Source organism: Salmonirosea aquatica, from assembly GCF_009296315.1.
Classification (GTDB): Bacteria; Bacteroidota; Bacteroidia; order Cytophagales; family Spirosomataceae; genus Salmonirosea; species Salmonirosea aquatica.
In genome coordinates this window covers 369306-394687 of the sequence record NZ_WHLY01000002.1, presented here as the reverse complement: position 1 = coordinate 394687, position 25382 = coordinate 369306, and the positions used below count along the sequence as shown (strand labels likewise).

Sequence of the window (25382 nt, the reverse complement as noted above, 5' to 3'; positions counted from 1 at the left end):
ATAGCTGTTATTTGGTGACTATTAGCTATTTGAGTCTCAAAGGTAGATAGAGAAAAAGTCTCAGACCAATAACCATTGGTTATGGATCATTAGCTTTGGTTATAGTATCGACGGGCGAAGCGCAGAAACGAGTCGGCCAGGGGTTCGGTGTCGCCCTGTCGTTGAATGGTATAGAGAAAGCGGGAAATGGTCAGGTCTTTGACGTCGATGATCCGGATCGTACCGCTGCGAAGTTCATTCTCCACGGCATACACCGAAATGAAAGCCAGACCATTGGAATGAAAAAGGTAAGATTTGATGCTTTCGGTGCTGCCTAGGTACATCGCTACGTTCAGGTCGGCCAGCTTGATTCCCTGTTCTTTCAGCGCGTACTCGATCACTTCCAGGGTACCCGAGCCTCGTTCGCGCAGGACCATGGGGTAGGTCTTTAACTCCTCGAGCGTAACCTCGTCGCGCTGGGCCAGCGGATGATCGACCTTGGCAATCAGGACAATCTCGTCTTCCAGGAAAGGCTCGTAATGTAGTTCGTGCAGATGCGTCCGTCCTTCCACGATACCTACCTCGATGTCTTTGTTGAGCAGGGCCTGTTCGATATGTTCGGTATTGCCACTGATGAGCGAAATCGCCACGTCGGCGTATTTTTCGTGAAAGTGGGCCAGCACCGGAGGAAGTACATACTGGGCTACGGTAGAACTGGCCCCGATATGGAGGCCGCCTGCGCGTTTTCCTTTGAGCGCGTTCAGGTCGTATTCGAGCTGGCGGTAGTTGGCCTGGATGATTTCGGCGTGGCGCAGGGCTACCTCTCCGGCGGGTGTGAGGCTGATCTGCTTGCCCGAGCGCTCAAACAGCGCCATACCTACCTGCTGCTCCAATTCCTGGATGTGACGCGAAACGGCGGGCTGTGTAATGAAAAGTTCGGCGGCAGCTTTGGTAAAACTCAGTTTTTTGGCAACGGTGTAAAAGACAAGCAGGCGGAAGTCGAGCATCGGGAAGCAGTTCGGATTGGAATCCCGAAAATACTCATTTTAGGCCTGATTATGGGTAGTAAAGGAACTTCTAGGCACGGGTGAGAAATAAACTTGTTTCAAAGGAGTAGGGCAAGTGCCCCCGCCCTACTCCTAGCCGTCCTAAATCGTATCCGCAATGAGCATTACATCCACGAAGCCCGAATAGGGGTCGTCAATGTTGCCGCTGGAATCCCGCAGTAACATATTTACACTAAAGGTAGCGGTTCGGCCATTCACAGCGATGGGACTGATATCGACCTTTTCCCGTAGTAGGTGATGGTCACCATTGGTGAATCTGACATCGAAGCCATTGATGGCCGCACCGACCGTCCGGATGTTACGGGAGAAGTTGGTGGTTTGATTGATGGACTGTTCAGCATCCCTTCTCGAAGGGAAATTGATTCGGACTGTTTGAAATTCAAGAGCCATAGTTGTAAGGGTTTAAATTGTAAAGAAAAATTTGACTATGGCTTTGTCGTAATATTCCCAAAATAAGGAAACATTTAGGTCGATGTTTTGAAAAAGATATATGTGTAAAAAACTGAAAATAGCAGGCATTGCTTTGGAAAACAGTTGTTTAAGAATCAATAAAATATAAAACCCCGGGGTAGATTACACTGGTGCAACCAATCCCGGGGTTTGAACCATTTAAGTAGGAATATTACTCTTCCAGCAACTTCCCAATCAGCATCTGCTGCTCGTGGTGTTCGTGGGTGTCTGCCTTGCCCAAGCGCTCGTTCAGTTCTTTTAGGGCTTTTTTCGCGTCCTCCGTCCCAATGGCGGCTACGCGTTGAATGGTGTAATCCAGGATTTTGGGAAGCTTGGATTTCTCGGCCAGTTGAATGGCGCGCTTGGTATCGACGGCGGCCAGCGGCTCGGCGGCGTACCACACCATGAGGGGTAGGTTATGATCGTCTTTGTCCTGTACTTTTTGGGCGAGAGCCTCCACCACCTCCCAGCGTTGGGTGGGTTCCAGTCGCAGCATGGCCGAACTTAGGTACAGCCGCACCAGTGCCGAGTTGTCGGATTGCGCCAGCGCGGCAAAACGCTTCAGGATTTCGGGCGAAACTTTTTGATCTTCCGTCAGAAGTTGAACGGCCCAACTGCGGACATACTCGCTTTCATGACCCAGCAAATCCGTCAACTCTTTGTCGGTCAATCCCTGCGTGACGTGCAGTGCCCACAGGGCACGCAACTTCCGGGTTACGTCAGGATTCTTGGCCAGAATGTCTTTTAATGCTTTGTGTACCTTCTTATTGGGACCACGCTCCTGCAAAAGTTGCCGGGCCTGCCGCACGTACCAGTCGTTGACGTGAAGCTGGTAGTTGACTAGCTCCATGTCCGAAGCTTTGCTCAGGTCAACCTGTACCCATTGGTCATTTTCATGGGTGATTTTGAAAATCCGCCCCATCGTTTTGTCGTGTACGTCGGGATTGGGACTGTGGCACTGGTTCTTGTCGTACCAGTCGATGGCGTACACAGAGCCGCTGGGGTCGTACTTGAAATTGAGCCATTGGGACCACGAATCATTCATCACGATGAAGTCGGGCCGGTGGGTAGCCTGGTAGCCCGAGCCCGCCCGCTCGAAATGGTCGACGTCCATGCGCGCGCCGTTGATGTTGTTCATGAAAATCTCGTTGCGGTACTCTTTCGGCCAGCCAGTGCCACCGAGGTAAATCATCGCCCCGGCGTGGGCGTGTCCGCCACCCGCCGACGCCGACCGGAAATTCCCGGCGTGGGGGCCGCGCTCGCCCACCCAGTGCACATGGTCGGCAATCGTCTTGATGTCGTCGTAGATGTAGGGATTAAAATGTTTACCCGCCTGCCGCTGGAAGTGGGCGCCCTGAATGACGTGGTACATGTGGGGAATCACACAGACCGTGACGAACGCATGGCCATAATCGTTGAAATCAAGCCCCAGGGATTGCTGGTACCTTCGGAGAAAAGCTCAAAAATGTGTTTGGTCGGGTGGTACCGCCAGATACCGCCGTTCAGTTTGATACGCTGGTCGTCGGGTGCCCCTGGCTTGCCTACGTTGGAGTGTGTGAACACGCCGTGGGTACCATACAGCCAGCCATCGGGTCCCCAGCGGAAGCTGTTGAGAACCTCGTGGGTATCGTGGGTACCCCAGCCGTCGAGCAGTACCTGCGGCGGTCCGGTGGGTTTGTCATTGTTAAAATCAGCCGGAATGAAAAGCAAATTGGGGGCTGCACCCAGCCACACACCACCCATGCCTACCTCGATCCCACTGACCAGATTGAGACCTTCGGTGAATATTTTGCGTTTGTCCAGGGTACCATCGCCGTCGGTATCTTCAAAAATCAGAATACGGTCTTTCCCCTGTCCTTCGGGCGCGGGTACGGGGTAGGTGTGGGCTTCTACCACCCACAACCGGCCCCGGGCATCGAGTGTAAAGGCAATCGGGCGCACGATATCGGGTTCCGAAGCGGCCAGGGTGATCTTAAACCCTGGCGGCAGGGTCATGGCCTTAGCGGCCTCCGGACCCGACAGGCCCGCATTCAGCACGGGGTCAAGCGGGGGCAGTACGATGATGTCGCCGGGTTTGAGTTCATTGGGGAAATTTGGGCGGGTAGGGTAGAAGCGGAAATCGTCGAAATTGATATGCGCCCAAATGTCGTCTTTGATATAGGGAATCTGGGAAATCCCGGTTTCGTTGTCGACGATGCGAATGAAAATCTCCTTGTTGAGGTAGGGTTTCAAATCCACCACCACGGGAAGTAAGGTAGGCTTGCCATTGCCCGTGATATGAAAAATAACATTTTTCGTAGCGGCCTCTACCAGTTCCACCCGCGTATCGACCAGCGCCCCACCGGAAACTTTGAAAGCGGCAAACGGCTGGGTTACGGTAAACGGCACGGAAGTCATGGTACCGGTTTGTTTATAGTTCAAGGTACCCCCGCTGCTGAGGAAGTGCTTTCCCTCAAAACCGATTTTCATTTCCTTATCGTGCACCGGCGATGGGTCATTCGAAAAAACGGGCTGAGAAAAAGCATCGCCCGTGGCGATCCAATCCTTTAGGGTACCTGTTTCAAAATCAAGGTTGAGCGGTTGGCCGTTCCGCATTGGGGTCTGTCCCTGGGCGACGGCACTGCCAAGCGCCCCTTCCACCACCTCGAAACCACCCACCATGCCCGCGGCGCGGTGCCCGGGAATAGAGCAGAAATACGTATCACTCTGCTGGGCCGTAAAAATGACACTCGCTTTGGAGCCTTTTTCCAGGATCACTTTGCTTTTGATGCCCAGCTTTTCCAGCGAAATGTCGTGCGTCATCAGTTCGCCGTTCGTAATCGTGATCCGCACGCGATCGCCTTTATTGGCCCGCAGGGTAGGGTTACGGGAGCCGTCGGGCGCAAAAAAGCCGACCATAAAAGCTTCAAGGGCATAGTCTCGGTCGACTTTCAGAGTATCGGTAATGGGCAAAGCAGCAAAGGGCGCGTTGTCGGGTTTTGACAAGACGAGTGCAGTAAGCAGGAAAGGAAATAGCAGTCGGATGGCATACATAAGCAAGGGCGTTGTCATGAATAACGCTCTAAAAAGTAGGGAAGCGTGTAGCCCTACTGCTTTTCAAGCGGGTGGCGTTTGAAAAGACGCGCCATCCGCTTGAAAAAATCCATTCTGCCTCGTATCCAATGACGAGAAAGGGAAGGATACTATTGATTTTTTTTGGTGGTATCCGTAGCGGGCAAAGGTGGCGGCGGCGGCGGTGGTCCAATGGGCGCACCTACCTCATCGGGTAGAAAAACATCTTCTTCGGGTTCAAATTCCAGCGTGTCCGCTTCCTCAACGACATAGGTACATTGGTATTCCTTATCGATTTTGACCAAGGGCGGGGTAAAGGGCCCCGGTTCCACGCCCACGGATTTGTCCTTATAAACCTTTTCCAGGAAGCTACCCACCAGCGGGAGCGCCATGCGCGAGCCCTGCCCCAGATCGGTACTGCGGAAGTGGATCGAGCGGTCGTCGCCGCCCACCCAGGCACCCAGCACCAGGTCGCGGGTGATGCACATGTACCAGCCGTCGGAGTTGTTGGAGGTGGTGCCGGTTTTGCCGCCGATTTCGTTGCGCTGGTTTAGCCCTACCTGAAAGTTATACAAAGCCCGCGAGGTACCCCCCGGTTCTTCGATGCCGCCCTTGAGCATGTGCCGCATCAGGAAAGCGGACTCGGGCCGGATGGCCTGGTGCCGCTCGGGCACAAATTCCTCGATAACATTGCCGCGCTGGTCTTCGATGCGGGTCACCAGTACGGGTGTAGTATAGGTACCCGAGTTGACAAATACGCAGTAGGCCGCCACCATATCGTAGAGCGACACGTCGAATATGCCCAGCCCGATGCCCATTTCGGCCCGCAGGGGGGTACTTATCCCCATTTTCTTGGCATAACGTACCACATCCTTGGGACCTACCTTTTCGGTGAGTTGTACCGTAATGGAATTGACCGACTGCGCCAGAGCCCGGCGTAGGGTCATATTGGCATAGGTAAAATAGCCCGTGGAGTTTTTGGGCGACCAGTTCTGCATTTTGCCGTCGATCAGGACTTCCTTCGTGTAGGGTTTGTCCACAATCCGGTCGCAGGGAGTCATGTCATAGGTCGTGTCGTCAATGGCCGCTGTGTACACAAAAGGCTTGAACGTGGAGCCGGGTTGGCGCTTGGCCTGCTTCACGTGGTCGTACTTGAAGAAATTATAATCCAGGCCCCCCACCCAGGCCTTGATCTGGCCGGTTTGGGGGTGCATGGCCATCATGCCCGCCCGCATGATCCGCTTGTAGTAATTCAGCGAATCCATGGAACTCCAGTATTTGACCATCGCGCCACCCGTTTTCCAGTCGTAGACTGTCATGGTGTCTCTTTTATTCAGATAGAAGTCCACGGAGTCCGGCTGATTAGGGAACCGGGTAGCCAACGACTTGTAGCGGCTTGTACGCTTGATGACATCTTCCAGGAAGTTGGGAATCTCCTTGCCGTTTTCATCGCGCCAGGGATTCTGTTTTCCCCAATGGCTTTCGAAGGTTTCCTGTAGTTTTTTCATTTTTTCCTCCAGCGAACGTTCGGCGTATTCCTGCATTCTGGAATCGATCGTCGTGTAGATTTTCAGGCCGTCGGTGTAGAGATCATAGCCGTTTTCGTCGCCCCATTTTTTGACGTAGTCCACCACCGCATTCTTGAAGTAATTGGCGTTGCCGTCGTAGGGCGTTTCAAATTTCAGTTTCAGCTCAATCGGCAGTTTGCTAATGGAGTCGGCCTCAGCCTCAGTGAGGAAGTTGTATTTGGCCATCTGCGCTAGCACCACATTGCGGCGCTCGAGCGAACGCTCTTTGTTGCGAATGGGATTGTAGGTGGTGGTAGCTTTTTGCAGACCCACCAGCACGGCCGCTTCCTGCACATTGAGGCTATCGGGCGATTTGCTGTAATACGACTGCGTAGCGGTATTGATTCCGTACGTATTGTTGCCGTAGTCTACCGTATTGAAATACATCGTCAGAATTTCTTCCTTCGTGAAATTGCGCTCCAGTTTGATAGCTGTTAGCCATTCCTTGGTTTTATACACTAACGTACTGACGCCTGGAATGGCACTTAGTAGTCCCCGGGCCGAGCGGCGGCGGGTCTTGAAGAGTTTCTTCGCCAGCTGCTGCGTAACGGTGCTACCACCGCCCCGGTCGGTTTCGCCGGTGAGGATACCCGCTGCTACCCCCGCCATGGCGCGCAGGTCGATGCCTGAGTGGTCATAAAACCGTGCGTCCTCGGTCGCAATCAGGGCGTTGACCAGGTTGGGGGAGATTTTGTCATAGGGTACGGGCGTCCGGTTTTCGGTATAAAACTTGCCGATCATCACGCCATCGGCAGTATAAATTTCCGACGACTGGGATATCTTGGGGTTCTGCAGGTCCTCCACACTGGGCATGCTGCCCATCAGCCACAAGAAGTTGGTTTCGACGCAAAAAATGTAAAAAACAACGGCCAGAAAGCCCCAGACTGCGGTTTTCCAAAGTATCGCAATGGGCTTATAATAAGCCGAGTGCCGGTCGATATAGCTGGAAAAGTAGTTGTGAACGGACCGATAACGGGTGCGGATAGCTGTCAGGAAGGAATCGGTACGTGGCTGGCCAAACAGCTTGACGGAGAGCGAGTAAAAAGCGGCCCGGAGATACTCGGTCAGTCGGTTCCCCGCGAGCTGGTATGCGTGGTTGATTTTATTGAAAAAAGCCTTGATAGCTTCCATATAGGGGTTGTTTCGTCGTAGCCCGGCGGATGGGGCCTGGTGGGCGCCACAGTCCATGCAGGGCCAAATATAACGAAAGCCGGACGAATGTAGGTACGTCCGGCTTTCGAAGCCTGGGATTATTCTTATGGCCGGGCTTTATTCTTTCGGCTTAAAGTTTAGGGCCACTCCATTCATGCAGTAGCGCAGTCCAGTCGGTTTAGGACCATCGTCGAATACGTGGCCCAGGTGTCCGCCGCAGACATGACACAGTACTTCAGTACGCGCCATCCCGAGCGAACGGTCGGTTTTCTCGTCTACATTCTTGGCATAGAGTGGTTTATAAAAGCTAGGCCAGCCGGTACCGGACTCAAATTTGGCTTCCGAGCTAAACAGCGGTGTTTGGCAGGCGGCGCACACATAGATTCCCTTTTTTTTATTGGCATTGAGCGGGCTGGAAAAAGGCCGCTCGGTACCTTCCTTGCGGAGAACATTATATTGCTCGGGAGTCAGTTCTTTTTTCCATTCAGCGTCCGTTTTCTGAACCTGGCGGGGCTGGGCGTCGGCTTCATCCGTTTTTTTCTGCGCCTGAGTACAGGAGAAAATTCCGAAAAAGGTACTGAATAGGGTAAGCATTCGCAGTGTTTTCATGGGTACTTTTTGAATTTAGTTGATCAATTGGTGGTTCTTAGTACAATCAAGGGCTCGGAGAACCAGTCCGAAGAAGCTATTACCTGCCTAAATAAACGTTGAATCGAGGGGTTTGGTTTACCAGGGTAGTTTGTGGCACACTCGCCTCAAAACCAACCCATCCGAAATTTTTCCGCAATTAAGCCGTATCTTGCGCCCTACTTTGTTCGGGCCTGGGGCAATTCCGCCCTTCAGGCCTTTTTTATTAAACTTGTATTGCATGTCGTTTGAATCATTAAATCTCGAAGCTCCGCTTCTCAAAGCCGTCCAGGAAGAAGGCTATACTACCCCTACCCCCATTCAAGCCCAGGCTATTCCGTTGGTATTACGGGGAAACGACCTCCTGGGTTGCGCCCAGACGGGTACTGGAAAAACCGCCGCCTTTGCCATCCCCATTCTACAATTACTGAACCACGATAAGCCTTTTGACCGCCGGAAAAAGATCAGGAGCCTGATCGTGACGCCTACCCGCGAGCTCGCGATCCAGATCGAAGAAAGCTTCAAAGCCTACGGTCGGCATACCGGGCTTACGTGCGCGGTCATTTTTGGAGGAGTCGGACAGACTCCCCAGACCAAAGCGTTGCAACGCGGGGTGGATATCCTCGTAGCGACGCCAGGTCGGCTGCTGGATTTGATGAACCAGGGTTTTGTTTCGTTAAAGGACGTTGAAATCTTTGTGCTGGACGAAGCCGACCGCATGCTGGACATGGGTTTTATTCATGATGTCAAAAAACTTCTGGCCGTATTGCCCCGCAAGCGGCAGTCGCTCTTTTTCTCCGCCACGATGCCCCCCGAGATCGTCAAACTAGCCGACTCGATCCTGCAAAATCCGAGTAAGGTAGAGGTGACGCCGGTATCTTCCACAGCCGATACGGTGAGTCAGTTTCTGTATTTTGTGGATAAAGGAAATAAAAACGCCCTGCTGCTGCATGTGCTGAATGATCCTAAAATCAAGACCGCCCTGGTTTTTACCCGCACGAAGCACGGAGCGGATAAAGTAGTGAAGATGCTGGTGAAGCATGACATAAAAGCCGAGGCAATCCACGGCAACAAAGCCCAAAATGCCCGGCAGCGTGCGCTGGCCAATTTCAAGGCGCAAACTACACGGGTGCTGGTAGCTACGGATATCGCTGCGCGGGGAATCGACGTGGATGATCTTGAGTACGTAATCAATTTCGAAATTCCCAACATCGCCGAAACGTACGTCCACCGCATCGGGCGTACCGGTCGGGCTGGTGCGAACGGCACAGCCCTGTCGTTTTGTGATGCCGAGGAAAAAACGGATTTAAAAGGAATTGAAAAATTGATCGGTAAAAAAATTCCGGTTATCGACGGGCATCCTTACCCTTTGATGGATCATAATCCCGAGCCTGCCCCCAAGCAGCAGCGTGGCCCCCGACCCGACCGCCGGAAGCCTTCACCCGAAAAGTCCAAGCGCAATTGGCAAAGTAAGTCGCGGTACGAAAGAGGATAGGGGTACCTTCAAGTTCCTGGTTTGATCTGTAAGGATGCCAGATCAGGAACTTTACCTTTAATATCGCTTCCGAAACAGTCGCTGCCAGAACGTTTCGCCGTCGGGCAGGAAACAGGCATTGGGCGAGCGGGGCGGCCTGCGGAATAGCCCCGCCGACACGCCTGCGTACAGGTTGAAGGTTTTGGGCTTGCCAATGTTGAGTAGCCCCGTGAGGTGATCGGTGCCGAACCATACGGGTCCTACGCGGCCAGCCAGGCCAATTCCCAGCGAGCCGTACCGGTTCATCACCGATAGGGGTACCGATACTTCGTACCAGCGGTGTTCGTAGCGCGGCGTGATGGCCAGCACCGACTCGCCTTTCATGCCGAAAGCTTTGGCCGAAACCAGATTCTGCACCCAAAGCGCGTTCACGTACACATTGGGTTGGATCTGGTAGTCCAGACTGGTCTGCAAGGCCATTGGCAAGACCGAACGAAAGGACGTGGTGCGAGCGTTGGGATCGACCCCCAGGGACTGGTTCACGGCATTGAAGAAGCCTTCGGTACCTTTCAGTTTCTGAAAGCGGGCGTACCGTAGGGTACGGTTGGACGTATCAGCCTGAAAGGCACTGACATAATTTGGATTCTTAAAGCGGACACTTCCCACATCGGTTAGCGCGACCGACAGGCGGTAGAGGTACTTGTTCTTGCTTCCGTCGCGCCGGCGCACGCCTCTCTCCGTATACGTGTACCGTTGTATGCTCGGCCGATACTCATACACCATACCCAGATCGAACCCCCATCCGCTGCCCGCCGGGGCATTGCCCAGCAACCAGGCGGGGGTAGGACGGATGTCCTTAAAGGCCCGGTCGGTGGTATATCCATAGCGGGTACTGATCGACGGTAGGCGGATCAACTCTTTTTCGTTGGCATAGTTGGCATCGGGTAGAATGGAGAAGGAGCCGTCGTCGACTAGGATATGGGCATTATATAGGCCGATCAGCCGCTTAGCGGTGATACCTACCTTGAAAAAATCGGTTTCATTATCCATCAACACGCCACCCAGCGTTAAAGCTACTTCACCCAAACCATTGATATGCAGGGTACTTGACTGGTTTTCGAAGAGTTGACGCTGGATATCCTCTCCTTTGCCCCTGCCGCGCAGGGCTCGGGCTATCGGCTCAGTGGTTTGCGTGAGATTCAGGACGGTACGTAGCCGGGAACTCAGGCCGAAACCTACCTTGCCGTCGAGCAAAGAAACCATCAGGGAGGGGCCCCGGGCTTCTAAGCCCAGATTAAGGTGCTTGGGACGTCCATTCAGTTTTTGTTCGAGATCCGTGCGGGGCAAAATAATTGCCCCTTTTTCGTTGCGGTAGCGGTTCGGGACCGTATTGGTAAGCAGGCTCAGGAAAGAGTAGGGTACATCGTACTTGATGTGGTTATTGGCCAGGTACATTTGTGCTCCCACCAGATTGGCGTGAACACTGTACCGGGAGTCGGCGACGAAAGCCGGATTGTGGTATAGCGCCTGCGTGCCGGCGTAATTCCCCATGGCCACGCCGGGCAGATGCTGGGAGCAGACGGGCGCTCCCAGAAGGAACACCATGAAAGAAACCGGGAGTAAAAGTCGGGTCATGTTATCAGCTAAACGTACCGCTGCGGAAAATTAGCGCAGAGAGAAAGTCAAAAGTCGTAATAAATGAACAGTTATGAAAAATAAGTGCAACTTTGACTGAATCCCGCCCGGCTCATTGCCAGTATATTACCTACCGGTAGACAACCCGGAGAGAAAAGTCTCATTTGACATTTTTTTAAGAATTTGGTAATTCCGAAGGCTTGCTCTAAATTGTTTGGCGAAACCGGTTAAATAACCAACCTTATTTTGAATAATATGAAATTTTCCTTTTCTGATTATAGTACTGAAAATTTTTATGATGAGATGTTCAATTCCGACGGACAAATCCGCCGGGGTTACGAAATCTTGAAGAACAAATTTGAGGGTCTGACCAGCCAGGATTTACTCGGTCGCCAACAGGCTGCTGAGCACTCCATGCTGTCGATGGGAATTACTTTTAATGTTTACTTTGAAGGAGAAGGAACCGAGCGTACGATGCCCATCGACATCATTCCGCGGATCATCACCGGGGCCGAGTGGGCGCATTTGGAAAAAGGACTCAAGCAACGCATCAAAGCGCTCAACATGTTCATTCATGATGTGTACAATGATCAAAAAATTCTGAACGACGACGTTGTGCCCCGTGACCTGATCGAATCCAGTCAGTCGTTTTTAAGAGCCTGCATGGGTATCAAGCCACCGAAGGGCATCTGGTGTCATATCACGGGCACCGACCTGATCCGGGGCGAGGATGGTACCTTCATGGTGCTGGAAGACAATCTGCGCTGTCCGTCGGGCGTGTCGTACATGCTCGAAAATCGGGAACTGTCCAAGCAGATATTCCCCGAAGTACTGGCCAGTACGGGCGTACGGCCGGTGTCGGACTACGGAACCCGACTGCTCGAAATGCTCCAGTACCTTAGCGATCGACCTAATCCGACCGTGGCCGTGCTGACGCCGGGCATCTATAATTCGGCCTATTTTGAGCATTCCTACCTGGCCCAGCAGATGGGGGTCGAACTGGTGGATGCTCGTGATCTGGTCGTTTCGGATGGCTATGTTAAGATGCGTACCACCAAGGGTTTTGAGATTGTGGATGTCATTTATCGCCGCCTGGACGATACTTTTCTCGATCCCCTAGCTTTTAATCCCAAGTCCATGCTGGGTGTTCCGGGTATTTTCGAAGTGTTCAAAAACGGAAAAGTAGCGCTGGCCAACGCACCCGGTACGGGCGTGGCCGACGATAAGGTAATTTATGCCTACGTACCCCGCATCATTGAGTACTACCTGGGCGAGGAAGCTATTATCCCCAATGTGAAAACCTACATCTGCCGGGAAAAGGAGGATTTTGACTATGTGTTGGAAAATATCGAGCAATTGGTGGTGAAGGAGGCCAACGAAGCAGGCGGCTACGGGATGCTGATCGGCCCCAAAGCCCCGCCTGAAGAGCACGAACTGTTCCGCCAGAAAATCCGCGATAACCCCCGTAACTACATCGCGCAGCCTACCATTTCACTCTCGCGGGTACCTTGCATGATCGAGGACCACGCTGAGGGGCGGCACGTGGATTTACGGCCCTACATTCTCTATGGTGAGGATATTCACGTAATTCCTGGTGGACTTACCCGCGTGGCGCTGCGCAAAGGTTCGCTCGTGGTCAATTCGTCGCAGGGCGGCGGCGGAAAGGATACCTGGGTACTTTATTAGTGGATAGGTGTTAGTGAAAAGTTGACCGTTTTTTTGAGCCGGGGTGATGATTCGCTTCGGCTCTGATTTTTTGATTGGAGTGTACAAGTTTGCGTGAATGCAAGGGGTAATTTAATTCTTATAAATCATAGCCCCAGCGCTACCTGCATTCGCTCAAATTCTGCTGATAGGGGAGCTTGGATCTGTACCTCATGGCCCGAAATAGGGTGAGTGAACCGGAGTTCCAGGGCATGGAGGAGCATTTCGCTTAAACCAAAATGGGCTTTGAAAAAGCGGTTCTGTTTGTTGCAGCCATGGGGACGGTCGCCAATGATAGGGTGAAAAACATGCGCCATATGTTTGCGTAACTGGTGCATCCGGCCAGTGGTAGGAGTGAGCTCTAACAGTGAATACCGTGAAGTGGGATGGGTACCTTGCGGAATTGGAATCTCGGTGCGTTTTAAAGTTCGACCCTGGGTAAAAGCATCCTGTAATATCCCCGTATCATCATGGCGAAGGGCGTAGTCGATCTCGAAAGATTCCTCCGTAAAGCCCCGCACCACCGCGAGGTACCTTTTGTGAACCGCCCCCGTGGCAAATTGCTTCTGCATGGAAACGTTGGTGATTTCATCCCGGGCGAAAAGCAGGACACCACTCGTCTTCCGATCGAGGCGATGTGCCGGGTATACCCGTTCGCCCAATTGGTCACGCAGGAGTTGTATAGCAAATTCGGTGGCATCGCGGGCAATGCGCGAGCGATGTACCAGCAGACCCGGCGGCTTATTGATCGCAACCAGGTATTCGTCCTCATACAAAACGGATAGGGTACCCATCAGGCGAGGTCCAGCTGGGAGCGAAGCAGATCGTCCAGCGTGTCACGCCGCCGCACCAGGGTAGCTTTTCCCTCGTCGATCAGCACCTCGGCAGGCCGGTAGCGGGCGTTGTAGTGCGAGCTCATGGTGAAGCCGTAGGCACCCGCGTTCAGGAAAGCCAACAGGTCGCCGGGGCGTACTTCGGGTAAGGTACGGTCGGTAGCGAAAGTGTCGGTTTCGCAAATGTACCCCACCACGTTATAAGTGTGAGGTACCCCTTCCGGATTGGACACATTCAGGATGTGGTGGTAAGCACCGTACATCATCGGGCGGATGAGGTGATTCAGGCCCGAATCGACATGAACGAAGGTACGGGCGGGATCTTCCTTGATCACCGTGGCGCGTACCAGCAGGTACCCGCATTCACTCACCAGGTACTTGCCAGGTTCGAACCAGAGTTGCAATTCACGGCCGTAGTTTTTACAAAACTCCTGAAAACCTTTCGTGATTTCCTGACCCAGGTGTTGCATGTCGGTTACCGCATCTTCGGGTTTGTAAGCTACCTTGAAGCCGCCCCCCAGGTCGATAATCTGTAAATCGGGAAACCGCAGGGCGGCTTTGAAAATAACTTCCGCAGCCTGTAGAAATGCCTCAGCCTCTTTAATGTCGGAGCCGGTATGCTGGTGCAAGCCGATGATTTTCAGATCATAGCGTTTTACAATTTCCAGTATTTCATCCAGTAAATCCACCGAGATACCAAACTTGGAGTCGCTGTGGCCGGTCATGATCTTGAAATTACCACCCGCCGCTACGTTCGGTTTCAGGCGAATCAGGCAGGGCTTGCTGGAGCCGTACGTTTGTCCGAACCATTCGAGCAGCGGCAGACTGTCCACGTTCACGGTGGCACCCGCTTCCACGGCCTCCCGAACCTCCCCGAAAGGTACCCCGCTGGGCGTAAAGGTGATCTGACGTGGTGAATAACCCGCGAGCAAAGCCATGTGCATCTCGCCCATCGACACCACATCCACCTCAACACCCAGGCTGCGCATAAGGCGCATAAGGGCCAGATTGGTATTTGCTTTGCAGGCATATTTGATGTGCATGTCTACACCCTGAAAAGCAGCCTGCAGGTTGTGAACCTGACGCCGGACGATCCCGCCGTCATATACATAGAGGGGCGTGCCATACTGCTGGCTAAGCTCTTCGAATAGTGGGTTATTAATAGTCGACAAGGGATGAATGAAAAGGAAAAGTGGAAAATTGAAAATGAAGGAAATGTGCTAAACCCTTCGTTAGTGGGGAAGAAACTGATCGAGGTACTTCTCCATTTCCTGCTGGATGGCCCGGGCCTCGAGGCGTGCTTTCTGGGCAAAATCAGGGCCACTGCTGGCGTAGATGATTCCACGAGCCGAATTGACCAAAAGCCCGCAATGGCTGTTCATGCCGTGGCGCGAAACGGCTTCCAGGCTGCCACCCTGCGCACCCACGCCGGGTACTAAAAGGAAATGATCCGGGGCCAACCGACGGATGTCCGCAAAGGCATCGGCCTGGGTGGCTCCCACGACGTACATCATCCGATCAGCCCCCGCCCACTGCTGCGAGGTGGTAAGTACCTGTTCGTAGAGGGGTTTTCCGTTCACTGACAGGCGCTGGAAATCAGCCCCGCCGGGATTAGAGGTCAGGGCCAACAGAATTACCCATTTACCCTCGAATTCCAAAAAGGGTTGTACGGAATCGCTACCCATGTAGGGTGCAACGGTGACTGAGTCAAATTCAAGGCCTGCCGACGAAGGATCGAAAAAGGTACGGGCATACAGGCCCGAGGTGTTGCCGATGTCGCCGCGCTTGGCATCAGCAATGGTAAAATGAGTTTTGGGAATATAGTCCAGCGTTTTGCGCAGACTCTCCCAGCCTTTGGGCCCCTGGGCTTCGTAAAAAGCGATATTGGGTTTGTAGGCTACGCAATACTCGGCCGTGGCATCGATGATGGCCCGGTTGAACGCAAATACGGGATCAGCTTCGCTTTGCAAATGCGCGGGAATCTTGCGCAGGTCGGTATCGAGGCCCACACAGAGGTAGGATTTCTGGTGGAGTATGGAGGCAAATAATTCCTGGTAGGTCATCTTCTTGGAGAATATTGGGCCGAAATTACAACCTCTGCGAATAGATTCATAAATTTGCAGCAACAATAGAACAATCGTCACCCCCGATATCAACCTAAGAGAAAAAACAATCATGCAGATTCGAGAAACGTCAATCGCTGGCCTTGTGGAGCTGACACCCCGTGTTTTTGAAGATGAACGCGGTGCGTTTTTTGTGTCGTTCAATGTGGAAGCTTTCCAGAAAGCCGGCCTACCTACGGGCTTCGTCCAGGATAATCAATCGTTTTCGGTCAAAGGCGTAGTCCGGGGTCTGCATTTTCAAAATTCACCCTTTGCCCAGGGCAAACTAGTGCGGGTCATCGTGGGCCGGGTCATTGATGTGGCCGTGGACATACGCCCCGAGTCACCCACCTTTGGCCAATACGAACTGTTCGAACTGGACGCGAAGCGGTGTAATATGGCCTATATTCCGGAAGGCTTTGCCCATGGTTTTGCGGCGCTGGAAGACTCTGTTTTCAGCTACAAGTGTACCAATCTGTACAATAAGGCTTGCGAAGCAGGTATCATCTGGAACGATCCCGTCCTGAATATCGATTGGGGAATTGCCCATCCGATCGTGTCAGACAAGGATAAGGAGCTGCCCACTTTCAAATCCTTATTTGAGAAGCAGTTGTCCTAGCCGCCACCTGCCTTTTGAGATAGAATACAGCTACGAGGTAGGGTACCCCGCTATTTCTCGTTCAATTCCTCCATCAACTTAGTGGCGATCTTTCCGGCTGAGCTTGGGTTCTGGCCCGTGATGAGGCGATCGTCCAGTTCGATGTACTGCGAGAAGGGAAGCAGGGCTTTGGTGTAGTGGGCTCCGCTTTGACGCAGCCGGTCTTCGAGCGAGAAAGGTACCTCGCTTACCATGCTGGACAGCTTTTCCTCCATGTTGGAAAAGCCAGTCAGGTATTTTTCATGAATCAGCAGGGTACCATCCGAAAGCCGAACATTGAGCAGGGCACTCACGCCATGGGCCACGGCGGCAATCGTACCTCCATTTTCGTAGATGTTTCTCGTTAGTGCCTGTAATTCCGTATTTTCAGGAAAATCCCAAAGAGCACCGTGCCCACCGGTGAAATAAATAAGCCTGTAGTCGTTCGGGTTCAGCACGGAGGGCTTCAACGAATTTTCCAGCCGTTGCCGAAAGGCTTCGTGGTCGTAGTACAATTTGTTTTGCTCATCGTCCAGATCCAGACTCCGCTCGTCGATGGGGATAACTCCACCCTGTGGACTGGCCAGATCCATAACTATATTGCGCCGGGCTAGCACGTGATAAAAATGGGTCAATTCACTCAGCCAAAGCCCGGTTTTGTTGTTTCTGGTGGGAAAGGTGGCGTGATTGGTACAAACGATCAGTACTTTCATGGCGATGGGGCGGGGTTTTACGACGCATCCGAAAAGTAGGGAAAATATCTTCCCGGACAAAAAGGTACCCTAGCTTAGGGGTACAGCAGGTACCTGGCCCGCATCCGCTTGTACTCCGACAGGCCGGGTTCCCAGCTTTGACGAATTTCGGTTTCGGTGGCTCCGGCGATAATCTGCTTTTTCAAATTTTCGGTTCCGGCCAGCAAATTAATGTCTCCCATCTGTTTGCTCTGGCTGCGGTCAAAGAATTTTTCTTTGGCCGGATAAGCCCTGTACATTTCCATGAGCCATTGCAGATTTATTTTATTGGCCTGCCGGAGCTTTTCAACGTCATAGGTACGCAGATCCAGGCCGTAGCAGGCTTCGTTCTGGTGGAGCGGGGTTTCACTCATGCCCTTGATACTCTTTGGGGTAAAGGAAAAATCGTACTTCCCTTGCAAAAGCGGCGCTCCCAGCACCGTGAAAGGCATGTAGGTACCCCGGCCCTGGCTGATGATGGTACCTTCGAACATACAAATATGCGGATATAGCATCACCGACTGCTGGGTGTTAAGGTTGGGCGAAGGCGCCACCGGAAGGATGTAGGGCGTATCGTGGGTGTAGTTGGCTACTTTGATGATTTTCAGCTTGCAGTGGAGCCGGTTGGGCAGCCAGCCTTCGCCGTTGATCATCTGAGCAAACTCGGCGATGGTCAGCCCATGACTGATGGGAATGCGGTACATGCCAATGCCCGAGTGCAAATGATCTTCCAGCAGCGGTCCGTCCACCAGAAAACCGTTGGGATTGGGGCGATCCAGAATCAGCATTTCCTTGCCGCTTGCGGCGCAGGCCTCCATCACGTGGCCGAGGGTGTTGATGTAAGTATAAAACCGAGCGCCGACATCCTGGATATCAAAAATCAGCAAATCCAGGTCGGCAAGCTGCGCGGGATTGGGCTTATTTTGCTTACCATACAGCGAAACGACCGGGATGCCGGTCTTGGGGTCCACGCTGTCGCTCACTTTATCGCCATTGCTGGCCGTACCCCGGAAGCCGTGCTCAGGTCCGAAAATACGTACCACATTGACTCCCAGTGCTACCAGGCTATCCACGATGGGCGTGCTGCCAATGATCGAAGTCTGATTGACCAGAATGCCAATGCGTTTTCCCTGTAAGTAGCTAAGGTAGGCCGAGGTTTGGTCTGCGCCCGTCACTAGCGCCTTTTTGGCATTCACCAGTTCCGTCGATCGAATGGGTACTCCGGAATTGGAAACGCTTTTGGGTGAGGCAGGACTTTCCTCGGAAATGGAGTTCAGCCAAGGCATTATACCGAAAACCAGGAGCAAGAGGCAGTATTTCATAAGAAATAGTAATAGGATTGGTTCTGATAAACGCTGACAAATTACCACTTATTTCCCCGCCTACAGACGGGAAAATCGATTTACTGGATCAGAACGGCAGGAGAAACCGGTCAAACCCTGCTTTGTTGCCCATATCCTTCAAGTTTTACAGGGTACCCTACCTTCATTTTCCAACTTTTCATCGATTCCATGATTCCTCGCTTTCCCCAATTCCGGTTGATTTTTGTCGGTGTCCTGATCGCTCAGATTCTGCTTCATCCCTTTTCCTTCGCCCAGGGGTTCGTGTACGGCGACGCGCTGCCCGATGCACCCGAACTGTCCGCGCGGGGTGAGTACAAGATTGGGGTACGTACCCTCGACTTTGTCAATAAAGATCAGATCGATATACTGAAATCAAAAAATGGCGTAGAGGCCCGCTACGACCGTCCGGTGAAAGTGGAAGTATGGTACCCTGCGGCTTTGTCCGCGGAACAGTCCGAACTCATCACGTACGAAGAAGTAATGGGCACAGCCAACGATCCCAAACGGCCATTGATTCCGTTCACATTTCGGGGCAGAGCCTCCCGCGAAGCTGCGCCGCTTGCTACGGCGGGCGCTTTTCCGTTGGTCATCGTGTCGCATGGCTATGTGGGTTCAAGGTACCTCTTGAGCTACCTGACCGAGAATCTGGCTTCCAAAGGCTACATCGTCGTCGCCATCGACCATACCGAATCTACCTTCCGCGATGCGGCACCCTTTCCCAGTACGCTGCTCAATCGTTCCAAGGATATACTGTTCGTGCTCAATCAGGTGGCTGATTTAGGAAAACCAGGAAGTACCAGTTTTCTTTCGGGGCTGGTGGATGCGGGTACCACCGGGCTGGTCGGCTACTCCATGGGCGGATACGGCGTATTGAACGCCGCCGGCGCGGGGTACAGTGAAACTTTTGCCAAAGCGTTCGGTGGCATGACGGGCGGCAGTCAGGCTCTTGCGGTACGTACCAGCGGAAATGTAGACTACGAAAAATCAATCGATCCTCGGGTGAAGGCGGTGGTGGCTTTCGCACCCTGGGGCATGGAGCGCGGGGTGTGGGATGTCGAAAGTCTGAAAGGATTGAAGGTACCTACCTTCTTTGTGGCCGGGGATCAGGACGACGTATCAGGCTACGAAAAAGGCATCAAAGCCATTTACATCGGAGCGGTCAACGCCGAGCGCTACCTGCTGACCTACCAAAACGCCCGACACAACGTAGCGCCCAATCCGCCCCCTGCCGAGGCATTACAACCCGGCCTGCCTTTTGACGAGTACTACCGCTACGCCGAGCCTGCCTGGGACGAGCGCCGCCTCAATAATATCAACCAGCATTTTGTGACGGCTTTTCTGGGGAAGTACCTGAAAGGCGCGGATTATGCAAAATACCTGGATGTACCCGAAAAATCAAACGAAAAGACCTGGACAGGGTTCAAACCACGCACCTCCACGGGGATGGAGTTGCTACATGCCGAGGCGGAAAAGTAAGGTACCCTGGCCCGGTGTTTTCAGTTAGTGTCTGAACGTCTTTACCGTTTCCTGATCTTCGGCATGTCATTTCCCACCATTACTTCCGGCGCAATCATCACCCGACTGTCAGGATCGGCGTTTTCCAGATTCAGCACCCCACGGGGGCAAACCGCCGAGCAGATGCCGCAGCCTACGCACGAAGCACGGACAATGTCCTGGCCTTTTTGGGCGTAAGCGCGCACGTCGATACCCATTTCGCAATAGGTAGAGCAATTGCCGCACGATATACACTGTCCGCCGTTGGTCGTGATGCGGAAGCGGGACCTGAAGCGTTGTACCAGCCCCAGGTAGGCGGCTAGTGGACAGCCAAAGCGGCACCACACGCGGTTGCCCATCAGCGGATAGAAACCTACCCCCACGATGCCCGAAAAAATAGAGCCAATGTAAAATCCGTAGGCCGAGCGCACCGAATAGCTATCGATGGGCCCGATGTTGGATTGTCCGGTGAAGTAAGTGTACAATACGAAAGCGGTCATCACGATGGCAAAAACCAGCACCCCGTGCACCGTATAGCGCTCGATTTTCCAGGCGCGCATCGACTTGTCGGAAAGCTGGCGGTGCGGATCGCCGAGGGTTTCGGCCAGTCCGCCGCAGCCGCATACCCATGAGCAGTACCAGCGCTTGCCGTAGATGTAGGTGAAGATGGGTACCGCCAGCACGAACAGCGCAATCCCCCACACCAGCATGAAAAGCCCCAGGGTACCGTTGCTCAGCATTTGGTTGAGGTTGTAGTCAAAGAAAAAGTCATAATCTAGCGGCCACATGTTCTTGAAATCATAGTAGGGCCGGTTGAGCCGCACCAGAATTTCGGGAATCAGAAAGGCAAACGAAGTCTGAAAAAACATTACCGACACTGACCGGATTTGCTGATAAGGTGAATGGCGGTACTTGATGATCATCCGAACTCCCATGACCAGGATGCAGAGTGAATACAGAAAGCCGTACAGGAACCATTGCGAAGCGGGTCCCCCGTTGAGCGCCCGGCTAATCGGATCGACCAGGATGACCCAGTTGACGATGTACTCGGGGTAAAAGTAGAGCACGACGTAGAACAAAATCAGAAAGGTACCTAGCAAGATTCCGAGCCAACCGCGTGACGTGGCCGGATGGTGAAAAATATGGTCGTTCTTGATGCCGGGCAGGAGGCGCTTTTTAGGAAAAATGTACATCAGCGCCCCCACAATCGCCAGCCCGATGCTCAACCAGAACCATAGGGCGGTATACTCGGTGATGGCCCCCACCGAGGCGGCTTTGGTCACGGGAAAAGCGTAATTGTCATAAATTACTTTGTCGTATTGCTGCTGGTCTCTGAATTTCTGGTTGACCTCATCGACCGCTCCCCTAAACGCGTTGCCGAAGGAAAACGCCGTGGTGTAGGTTTTACCCAGCATGGGGGCGGCGGAGGCTCTTATCAATTCATAATGTTCTTTTTTAATGAGCGTAGTGTCGCTCAGGATATCCGGTGTGAGGGTGCATTGGCCCAGACTGAGCGTGACGATCCAGATGGCAAAGCCCATGGAAAATAACGTTAGGCCGATTTTTTGAACAGCAGTCATAGCGTTGTTGTAGTATTTATTTGTGGAATTATGGGAGGGGGGACCGGCTGTACTATTTCTTTATCCAAACACTTTTTCCCAAAAAGCTGGCCTGCCGCCCAGTCGGATGGTATGGTCGTGGTGCGTTTTATTGAAGGCTCGGACAATGGCTTTTTCATGACGCTTAAAAAACTCCGGGTCGAAATGGGCGTCGCGCAGGTGCGACAGCATGTACCCCACGCTTTTCTTGCCTTTGATCCACTTTTCGCATACTTCGTGGCGGAGGCGCATTCCAAAGGCGTTGATGCCTGTGACGGCCTCATTGCCGCTTCGGTAGTTGATCCGCAAGGCTATCCTACCCTCTGCATGCTCCCAGTAAAAGGTCTGGAAGCCCGCGGGTACCTGCGCAGGTACCTGTCCATAAGTCTGATATTCGATATCGAAGAATTTGGCCGAGTTGAAGAAAACGCCGGGCTGATACTGCGTTTTGGCCTGGCATATGCTGCGTGCGACGGTTTCACCCATGATGCGGCCCGTGTACCAGATCTGCTCCACCGGTTTGCGGCCTTCGGGCGGCTCACGGTGCTGCACACAGTCTCCGATAGCATACACATCGGGCAGGTTGGTTTCCAGAAACCGATTGACTAGTATGCCCTTTTCGGTTTCCAGCTCCGTATCTCTGAATTGCTCGATATTAGGACTCACGCCCACGGTTAGCCCTACGAACTGGCAGTCGAGTTTTTCGCCATTCTTCATAACCACGCCTCCCACCCGTTCGCCCTGAGCGGTGATTTCCTCCAGCTCGGTGACCAGCCGAAGGTCCACTCCATGTTCGCGGATGTGTCGGCCGATCATCTTCGCTTCTTCGACCTGCAATACAGCATCCCAGAACTCTTTTTCCCGAACCAGCATCGTTACGGCAATGTCACGCGTCCGAAGCATTTCGGCCATTTCTATGCCGATCAATCCTCCACCCACTATGACGGCCCGTTCGACTCCCTCCGAATTGGCTTCCATGGCTTCGAGATCCTGATAGTTGTACAAGCCCTGTACGCCTTCCAGATCCTGACCCGGCCAACCGAACCGATTGCTCACCGAGCCTACCCCCAGAATCAGAATATCGTAGGTGAGCGTACCCGGCACATCGGTACCCTGCTCGGTGAGGGTAAGGGTTTTATTGGCGAAGTCAAAAGCCTGTACCCAGGCGTGCCGGAGTTCGATGCGGTTTTTCTCCCAGAAATAGTCCTCGTAGGGTTTGGTATGCTCGTATTTCATATGACCCATGTAGATGTACATGAGTGCGGTACGGGAGAAAAAATGCTCGGTTTCGGCAGAAATAACCGTAATCCGATAGTCGGAGTACTTGCGTATGTACCGGGCGGCCGTAATCCCACTGATACCGTTTCCGAGTATGACGACGTGTTTCATGTAGTGGAAAGTTGATGGGAAATTGAAAATGCTTTTTGGAGGGGGTACTTTAGGTTTCACCGCATGAGTCAATCTTCAAATAAAGCAGATTCTATCTGGATCGAATGGCTGAGAAGCTTATGCACCGGGCACGAATTGGCGATGGCGAGCAGGCGGTCACATTGCGCAGGCGTTACTTCCCCTTTTATTTGAATACGCCGGGAAATCACCGGCCTAGTACCCGGAGCAACGGACATTTCCAGTGTTACATCTACCTCTTTCAAAACCCAGCCTTTCCGTTGGGCGTACATTTTGAGGGTTATACTGGTGCATGCTCCCAGACCCGCCAGAATCAGCTCATAGGGCGCTATGCCCTGATCCTGCCCCCCAAGTATGACGGGCTCGTCGGCGAGTATTTCATGATGGCGGGCATGTAGGGATACCAGGTAGTTTTCTTCACCCAGGGTGGCCTGTAGGGTAGTGACACTCATAGACAATCGATCAGTATATTTCAGAAAAATAGGCATTTAACCGGTGCCACGCAATGCCTGGGTCAAAGCTGATCCAAATTAACTCATGCGCCACCAAGCTTGCACCCGGAAAACCGAATCAAGAATACATACGGTGAGAGCGTTATTCAGGATGCATCATCGTCGCCCATAAATTCGGCCATGGGCTTGGTGTGGGGCGAGAACAAGAGGGCTACCCGGATTACCCCAGTAAGGGGCAAGGCGATGATAGCCCCACCGATACCCCAGATCATGCTGATCACAATAATCGAAACAATACTGAAAAAAGGATTCAGGCCTACGGCGTTGCCGACCAGGAAGGGCGAAAGGGTGTAGTTTTCAATAATTTGAGCGACCGTCATCACGCCCACCACGATCAGAAACGCCGAGGGCTCGCCCGAAATCATGGCGAGTACGGCGGCCGTCCCGCCTCCGATGATATTGCCGATGTAGGGCAGGAAAGAAAAAACAGCCGCGATGATCGCTAGAAAAATACCGTGTTTGATACCTCCGATCATGAAACCGATCGCATATACGATAGCCATCGCAGTTACGTCCTTGAGCATGCCCCAGATGTACATACTGGCGGTATCACGTGCCTTGAAGATGAGCTTATAGGCCTGTTGTTTATCGCTCGGCTCCACACAACTGATGAGAAACTTCTGAATCTTATGGCGATGTGAAAGCAACAGAACCAAATACACGAACATCAGAAAGAAATTGGTAACCGTGTTGGTAAACGAACCAAAGAACGACATACCCAAAGATCCTAATTTGGCGACCTGTTGCTTGACCTCATCCATCTGCTTTTCAGGAGCCATGCCGGTTTTGTCCTGAATGAAACTCTGGGCTTGATTCAACAGGTCGTTGGCTTTCTGTTCCATGCGGGGCAGGTCTTTGGCTACCAGGCTGATCTGGTAGGTCAACAATCCCGCCAGAATCGCGAAGAAAAGTACCACAATGAGTGTACAAACCAATACCGCCCACCCTCGACCAAGGCCTTTTTTAATGAGCCAGTCCATGACCGGACTCAATACCATGGCGAGAATAATGGCGATGAAAAAAGTAACAAGGAAGGGGCGGCCCAAATACATGAGCGCCGGGATACCTACTAATACTATAATCCAGTTTGAGAAAGTAGCGATATTTTGTTTCATCTGTGGGGAAATGGTTCACCAACAGTGTATGAAAAAAGTATGCCGACACTATTTTGTAACGCCTTACGGGGGCTACCGTTTACTAACTACCCGGTCGAAAGCTTGATTGCCCCCTTGAATATGAGGTTATTGCTCTGAATTATCTTACCATCAAACCAACTCAACATGAAATCATTTGCGAAAGGTACCCCGATTTTTTTCCTGGTAATATGCCTCGTAGGCATGAGTAGCTGCAAGAAAGATGAGACTGAGCCAGATCCCCAGCTTACGCAGCAGTTGGCATCCAGTAGCGTAATTGCCGAACTTAAAGCGTTGGGTATGACTCTGATTGAGACGGGCAAGCCCGTGCAAATTGCGGGCATCTATGAAATGAAGCCCGTGGAACTGACTGCGACCAATATACCCAATGACTGGGATGTGGGGCACGTTTTCGATGATTCGGACCGCTTTCAACTCACCAATCAGAATGAAAGCGATCAGACCATTAAAATGAATTACAAGATCGGTACCCAAACCGGGAGCAGCACCGAAGGTTTTGTAGCGGGTGCGGGTAATAAGTTTACGGCCTACCTTGTAACGAACTCGCAGTATGAGACCGCCACCACCAAATCTTTGGAGATATTCTCGGGAGAATGGAGTAGTGATGGGATCAAGAACACCCAACATGCTTTTTATGTACTGGAAAAGAATGACCCCGATGACCTATTGGTCGATGTGGGTTCTATCCGGGTTTCCAAGGACAATGATGGCTTTTCCAATAAAATTTCGGCCCTGCGGGTAGCCGCAGGCGATGCAAGTGAATCGGACAGCGGATCTTTTTTTCTGAAACATTTGCGAAAACGTTAGCCTCTATACTTTTAAGTGAGAAAAGTTAGGTTTAATCCCAGGAAACGCTTCGGCTGA

19 protein-coding genes and 1 pseudogene are annotated in these 25382 nt (G+C 52.6%); 5 read left to right on the top strand and 15 right to left on the bottom strand.

Annotation, left to right across the window (positions count from 1 at the left end; genetic code table 11):
- Positions 1-89: 89 nt before the first annotated feature.
- The 5 genes and pseudogenes from GBK04_RS02560 to msrB form a co-directional block, all read right to left on the bottom strand.
- Complete coding sequence (locus tag GBK04_RS02560; protein WP_152756579.1) at positions 90-986, bottom strand: LysR family transcriptional regulator; 897 nt, start codon at positions 984-986, stop codon at positions 90-92.
- A gap of 141 nt (positions 987-1127) precedes the next feature.
- On the bottom strand, positions 1128-1436 hold the full coding sequence (locus GBK04_RS02555; protein ID WP_152756577.1) for a hypothetical protein: 309 nt from the start codon (positions 1434-1436) through the stop codon (positions 1128-1130).
- Positions 1437-1668: 232 nt separating this feature from the next.
- Positions 1669-4529, bottom strand: a pseudogene (locus tag GBK04_RS02550) (PVC-type heme-binding CxxCH protein).
- Between the two features lie 149 nt (positions 4530-4678).
- On the bottom strand, positions 4679-7246 hold the full coding sequence (locus GBK04_RS02545; protein WP_152756575.1) for a penicillin-binding protein 1A: 2568 nt from the start codon (positions 7244-7246) through the stop codon (positions 4679-4681).
- Positions 7247-7384: 138 nt separating this feature from the next.
- Positions 7385-7876, bottom strand: coding sequence for a peptide-methionine (R)-S-oxide reductase MsrB (gene msrB / locus GBK04_RS02540; protein WP_152756573.1), 492 nt, complete (start codon positions 7874-7876; stop codon positions 7385-7387).
- 259 nt (positions 7877-8135) lie between these two features.
- Here msrB and GBK04_RS02535 point away from each other — a divergent pair, with 259 nt between their 5' ends.
- On the top strand, positions 8136-9389 hold the full coding sequence (locus tag GBK04_RS02535) for a DEAD/DEAH box helicase (protein ID WP_152756571.1): 1254 nt from the start codon (positions 8136-8138) through the stop codon (positions 9387-9389).
- Positions 9390-9446: 57 nt separating this feature from the next.
- On the opposite strand, the gene GBK04_RS02530 is transcribed toward GBK04_RS02535, so the two are convergent.
- A complete protein-coding gene (locus tag GBK04_RS02530) occupies positions 9447-11003 on the bottom strand; it encodes a DUF5723 family protein (RefSeq protein WP_152756569.1) in 1557 nt (518 codons plus the stop codon).
- A gap of 255 nt (positions 11004-11258) precedes the next feature.
- Here GBK04_RS02530 and GBK04_RS02525 point away from each other — a divergent pair, with 255 nt between their 5' ends.
- Positions 11259-12689: a circularly permuted type 2 ATP-grasp protein gene (locus GBK04_RS02525; RefSeq protein ID WP_152756567.1), complete on the top strand. Its 1431-nt coding sequence runs from the start codon at positions 11259-11261 to the stop codon at positions 12687-12689.
- 125 nt (positions 12690-12814) lie between these two features.
- On the opposite strand, the gene GBK04_RS02520 is transcribed toward GBK04_RS02525, so the two are convergent.
- From GBK04_RS02520 to pyrF, 3 genes are read right to left on the bottom strand one after another with little or no spacing between them, the layout of a single operon-like run.
- Positions 12815-13501, bottom strand: a complete 687-nt coding sequence (locus GBK04_RS02520; RefSeq protein WP_152756565.1) for a pseudouridine synthase — start codon at positions 13499-13501, stop codon at positions 12815-12817.
- Positions 13501-14712: a diaminopimelate decarboxylase gene (gene lysA, locus GBK04_RS02515; RefSeq protein WP_152756563.1), complete on the bottom strand. Its 1212-nt coding sequence runs from the start codon at positions 14710-14712 to the stop codon at positions 13501-13503. The genes GBK04_RS02520 and lysA overlap by 1 nt, the downstream gene beginning before the upstream one ends.
- Positions 14713-14772: 60 nt before the next feature.
- On the bottom strand, positions 14773-15603 hold the full coding sequence (gene pyrF / locus GBK04_RS02510; protein ID WP_152756561.1) for an orotidine-5'-phosphate decarboxylase: 831 nt from the start codon (positions 15601-15603) through the stop codon (positions 14773-14775).
- Between the two features lie 112 nt (positions 15604-15715).
- Here pyrF and rfbC point away from each other — a divergent pair, with 112 nt between their 5' ends.
- The gene (gene rfbC, locus GBK04_RS02505; RefSeq protein WP_152756559.1) at positions 15716-16261 is read left to right on the top strand and encodes a dTDP-4-dehydrorhamnose 3,5-epimerase; all 546 of its coding nucleotides are present in this window, start codon (positions 15716-15718) and stop codon (positions 16259-16261) included.
- A 50-nt stretch (positions 16262-16311) separates the two neighbouring features.
- On the opposite strand, the gene GBK04_RS02500 is transcribed toward rfbC, so the two are convergent.
- Both GBK04_RS02500 and GBK04_RS02495 read right to left on the bottom strand, forming a co-directional pair.
- The gene (locus tag GBK04_RS02500) at positions 16312-16992 is read right to left on the bottom strand and encodes a type 1 glutamine amidotransferase domain-containing protein (RefSeq protein WP_152756557.1); all 681 of its coding nucleotides are present in this window, start codon (positions 16990-16992) and stop codon (positions 16312-16314) included.
- Between the two features lie 74 nt (positions 16993-17066).
- Positions 17067-18332, bottom strand: coding sequence for an exo-beta-N-acetylmuramidase NamZ family protein (locus GBK04_RS02495; protein ID WP_373330662.1), 1266 nt, complete (start codon positions 18330-18332; stop codon positions 17067-17069).
- A gap of 189 nt (positions 18333-18521) precedes the next feature.
- Here GBK04_RS02495 and GBK04_RS02490 point away from each other — a divergent pair, with 189 nt between their 5' ends.
- Positions 18522-19829 carry an alpha/beta hydrolase family protein gene (locus GBK04_RS02490; protein WP_152756555.1) on the top strand — a complete coding sequence of 436 codons (1308 nt, stop codon included), beginning with the start codon at positions 18522-18524 and terminating at the stop codon, positions 19827-19829.
- Positions 19830-19870: 41 nt separating this feature from the next.
- Here the strand turns inward: GBK04_RS02490 and GBK04_RS02485 are convergent, their stop codons facing one another.
- The 4 genes from GBK04_RS02485 to GBK04_RS02470 all read right to left on the bottom strand — a co-directional run bounded on the left by GBK04_RS02485 (position 19871) and on the right by GBK04_RS02470 (position 24479).
- Complete coding sequence (locus GBK04_RS02485; protein ID WP_152756554.1) at positions 19871-21427, bottom strand: 4Fe-4S binding protein; 1557 nt, start codon at positions 21425-21427, stop codon at positions 19871-19873.
- Positions 21428-21487: 60 nt separating this feature from the next.
- Positions 21488-22834 carry an NAD(P)/FAD-dependent oxidoreductase gene (locus tag GBK04_RS02480; protein WP_152756552.1) on the bottom strand — a complete coding sequence of 449 codons (1347 nt, stop codon included), beginning with the start codon at positions 22832-22834 and terminating at the stop codon, positions 21488-21490.
- Between the two features lie 68 nt (positions 22835-22902).
- A complete protein-coding gene (locus GBK04_RS02475) occupies positions 22903-23304 on the bottom strand; it encodes an OsmC family protein (protein WP_152756550.1) in 402 nt (133 codons plus the stop codon).
- Positions 23305-23450: 146 nt separating this feature from the next.
- On the bottom strand, positions 23451-24479 hold the full coding sequence (locus GBK04_RS02470) for an AI-2E family transporter (protein ID WP_152756548.1): 1029 nt from the start codon (positions 24477-24479) through the stop codon (positions 23451-23453).
- A gap of 165 nt (positions 24480-24644) precedes the next feature.
- Here GBK04_RS02470 and GBK04_RS02465 point away from each other — a divergent pair, with 165 nt between their 5' ends.
- Positions 24645-25325, top strand: coding sequence for a hypothetical protein (locus GBK04_RS02465; RefSeq protein WP_152756546.1), 681 nt, complete (start codon positions 24645-24647; stop codon positions 25323-25325).
- The last annotated feature ends 57 nt before the right edge of the window (positions 25326-25382 follow it).

Coding starts and splice junctions, on each gene's coding strand:
- GBK04_RS02485 (WP_152756554.1), bottom strand. CDS start 21,427: ATGACTGCTGTTCAAAAAATCGGCCTAACGTTATTTTCCATGGGCTTT.
- msrB (WP_152756573.1), bottom strand. CDS start 7,876: ATGAAAACACTGCGAATGCTTACCCTATTCAGTACCTTTTTCGGAATT.
- GBK04_RS02475 (WP_152756550.1), bottom strand. CDS start 23,304: ATGAGTGTCACTACCCTACAGGCCACCCTGGGTGAAGAAAACTACCTG.
- pyrF (WP_152756561.1), bottom strand. CDS start 15,603: ATGACCTACCAGGAATTATTTGCCTCCATACTCCACCAGAAATCCTAC.
- GBK04_RS02495 (WP_373330662.1), bottom strand. CDS start 18,332: ATGAAATACTGCCTCTTGCTCCTGGTTTTCGGTATAATGCCTTGGCTG.
- GBK04_RS02470 (WP_152756548.1), bottom strand. CDS start 24,479: ATGAAACAAAATATCGCTACTTTCTCAAACTGGATTATAGTATTAGTA.
- GBK04_RS02500 (WP_152756557.1), bottom strand. CDS start 16,992: ATGAAAGTACTGATCGTTTGTACCAATCACGCCACCTTTCCCACCAGA.
- GBK04_RS02560 (WP_152756579.1), bottom strand. CDS start 986: ATGCTCGACTTCCGCCTGCTTGTCTTTTACACCGTTGCCAAAAAACTG.
- GBK04_RS02535 (WP_152756571.1), top strand. CDS start 8,136: ATGTCGTTTGAATCATTAAATCTCGAAGCTCCGCTTCTCAAAGCCGTC.
- GBK04_RS02490 (WP_152756555.1), top strand. CDS start 18,522: ATGATTCCTCGCTTTCCCCAATTCCGGTTGATTTTTGTCGGTGTCCTG.
- GBK04_RS02545 (WP_152756575.1), bottom strand. CDS start 7,246: ATGGAAGCTATCAAGGCTTTTTTCAATAAAATCAACCACGCATACCAG.
- GBK04_RS02480 (WP_152756552.1), bottom strand. CDS start 22,834: ATGAAACACGTCGTCATACTCGGAAACGGTATCAGTGGGATTACGGCC.
- GBK04_RS02555 (WP_152756577.1), bottom strand. CDS start 1,436: ATGGCTCTTGAATTTCAAACAGTCCGAATCAATTTCCCTTCGAGAAGG.
- GBK04_RS02525 (WP_152756567.1), top strand. CDS start 11,259: ATGAAATTTTCCTTTTCTGATTATAGTACTGAAAATTTTTATGATGAG.
- GBK04_RS02520 (WP_152756565.1), bottom strand. CDS start 13,501: ATGGGTACCCTATCCGTTTTGTATGAGGACGAATACCTGGTTGCGATC.
- GBK04_RS02465 (WP_152756546.1), top strand. CDS start 24,645: ATGAAATCATTTGCGAAAGGTACCCCGATTTTTTTCCTGGTAATATGC.
- rfbC (WP_152756559.1), top strand. CDS start 15,716: ATGCAGATTCGAGAAACGTCAATCGCTGGCCTTGTGGAGCTGACACCC.
- GBK04_RS02530 (WP_152756569.1), bottom strand. CDS start 11,003: ATGACCCGACTTTTACTCCCGGTTTCTTTCATGGTGTTCCTTCTGGGA.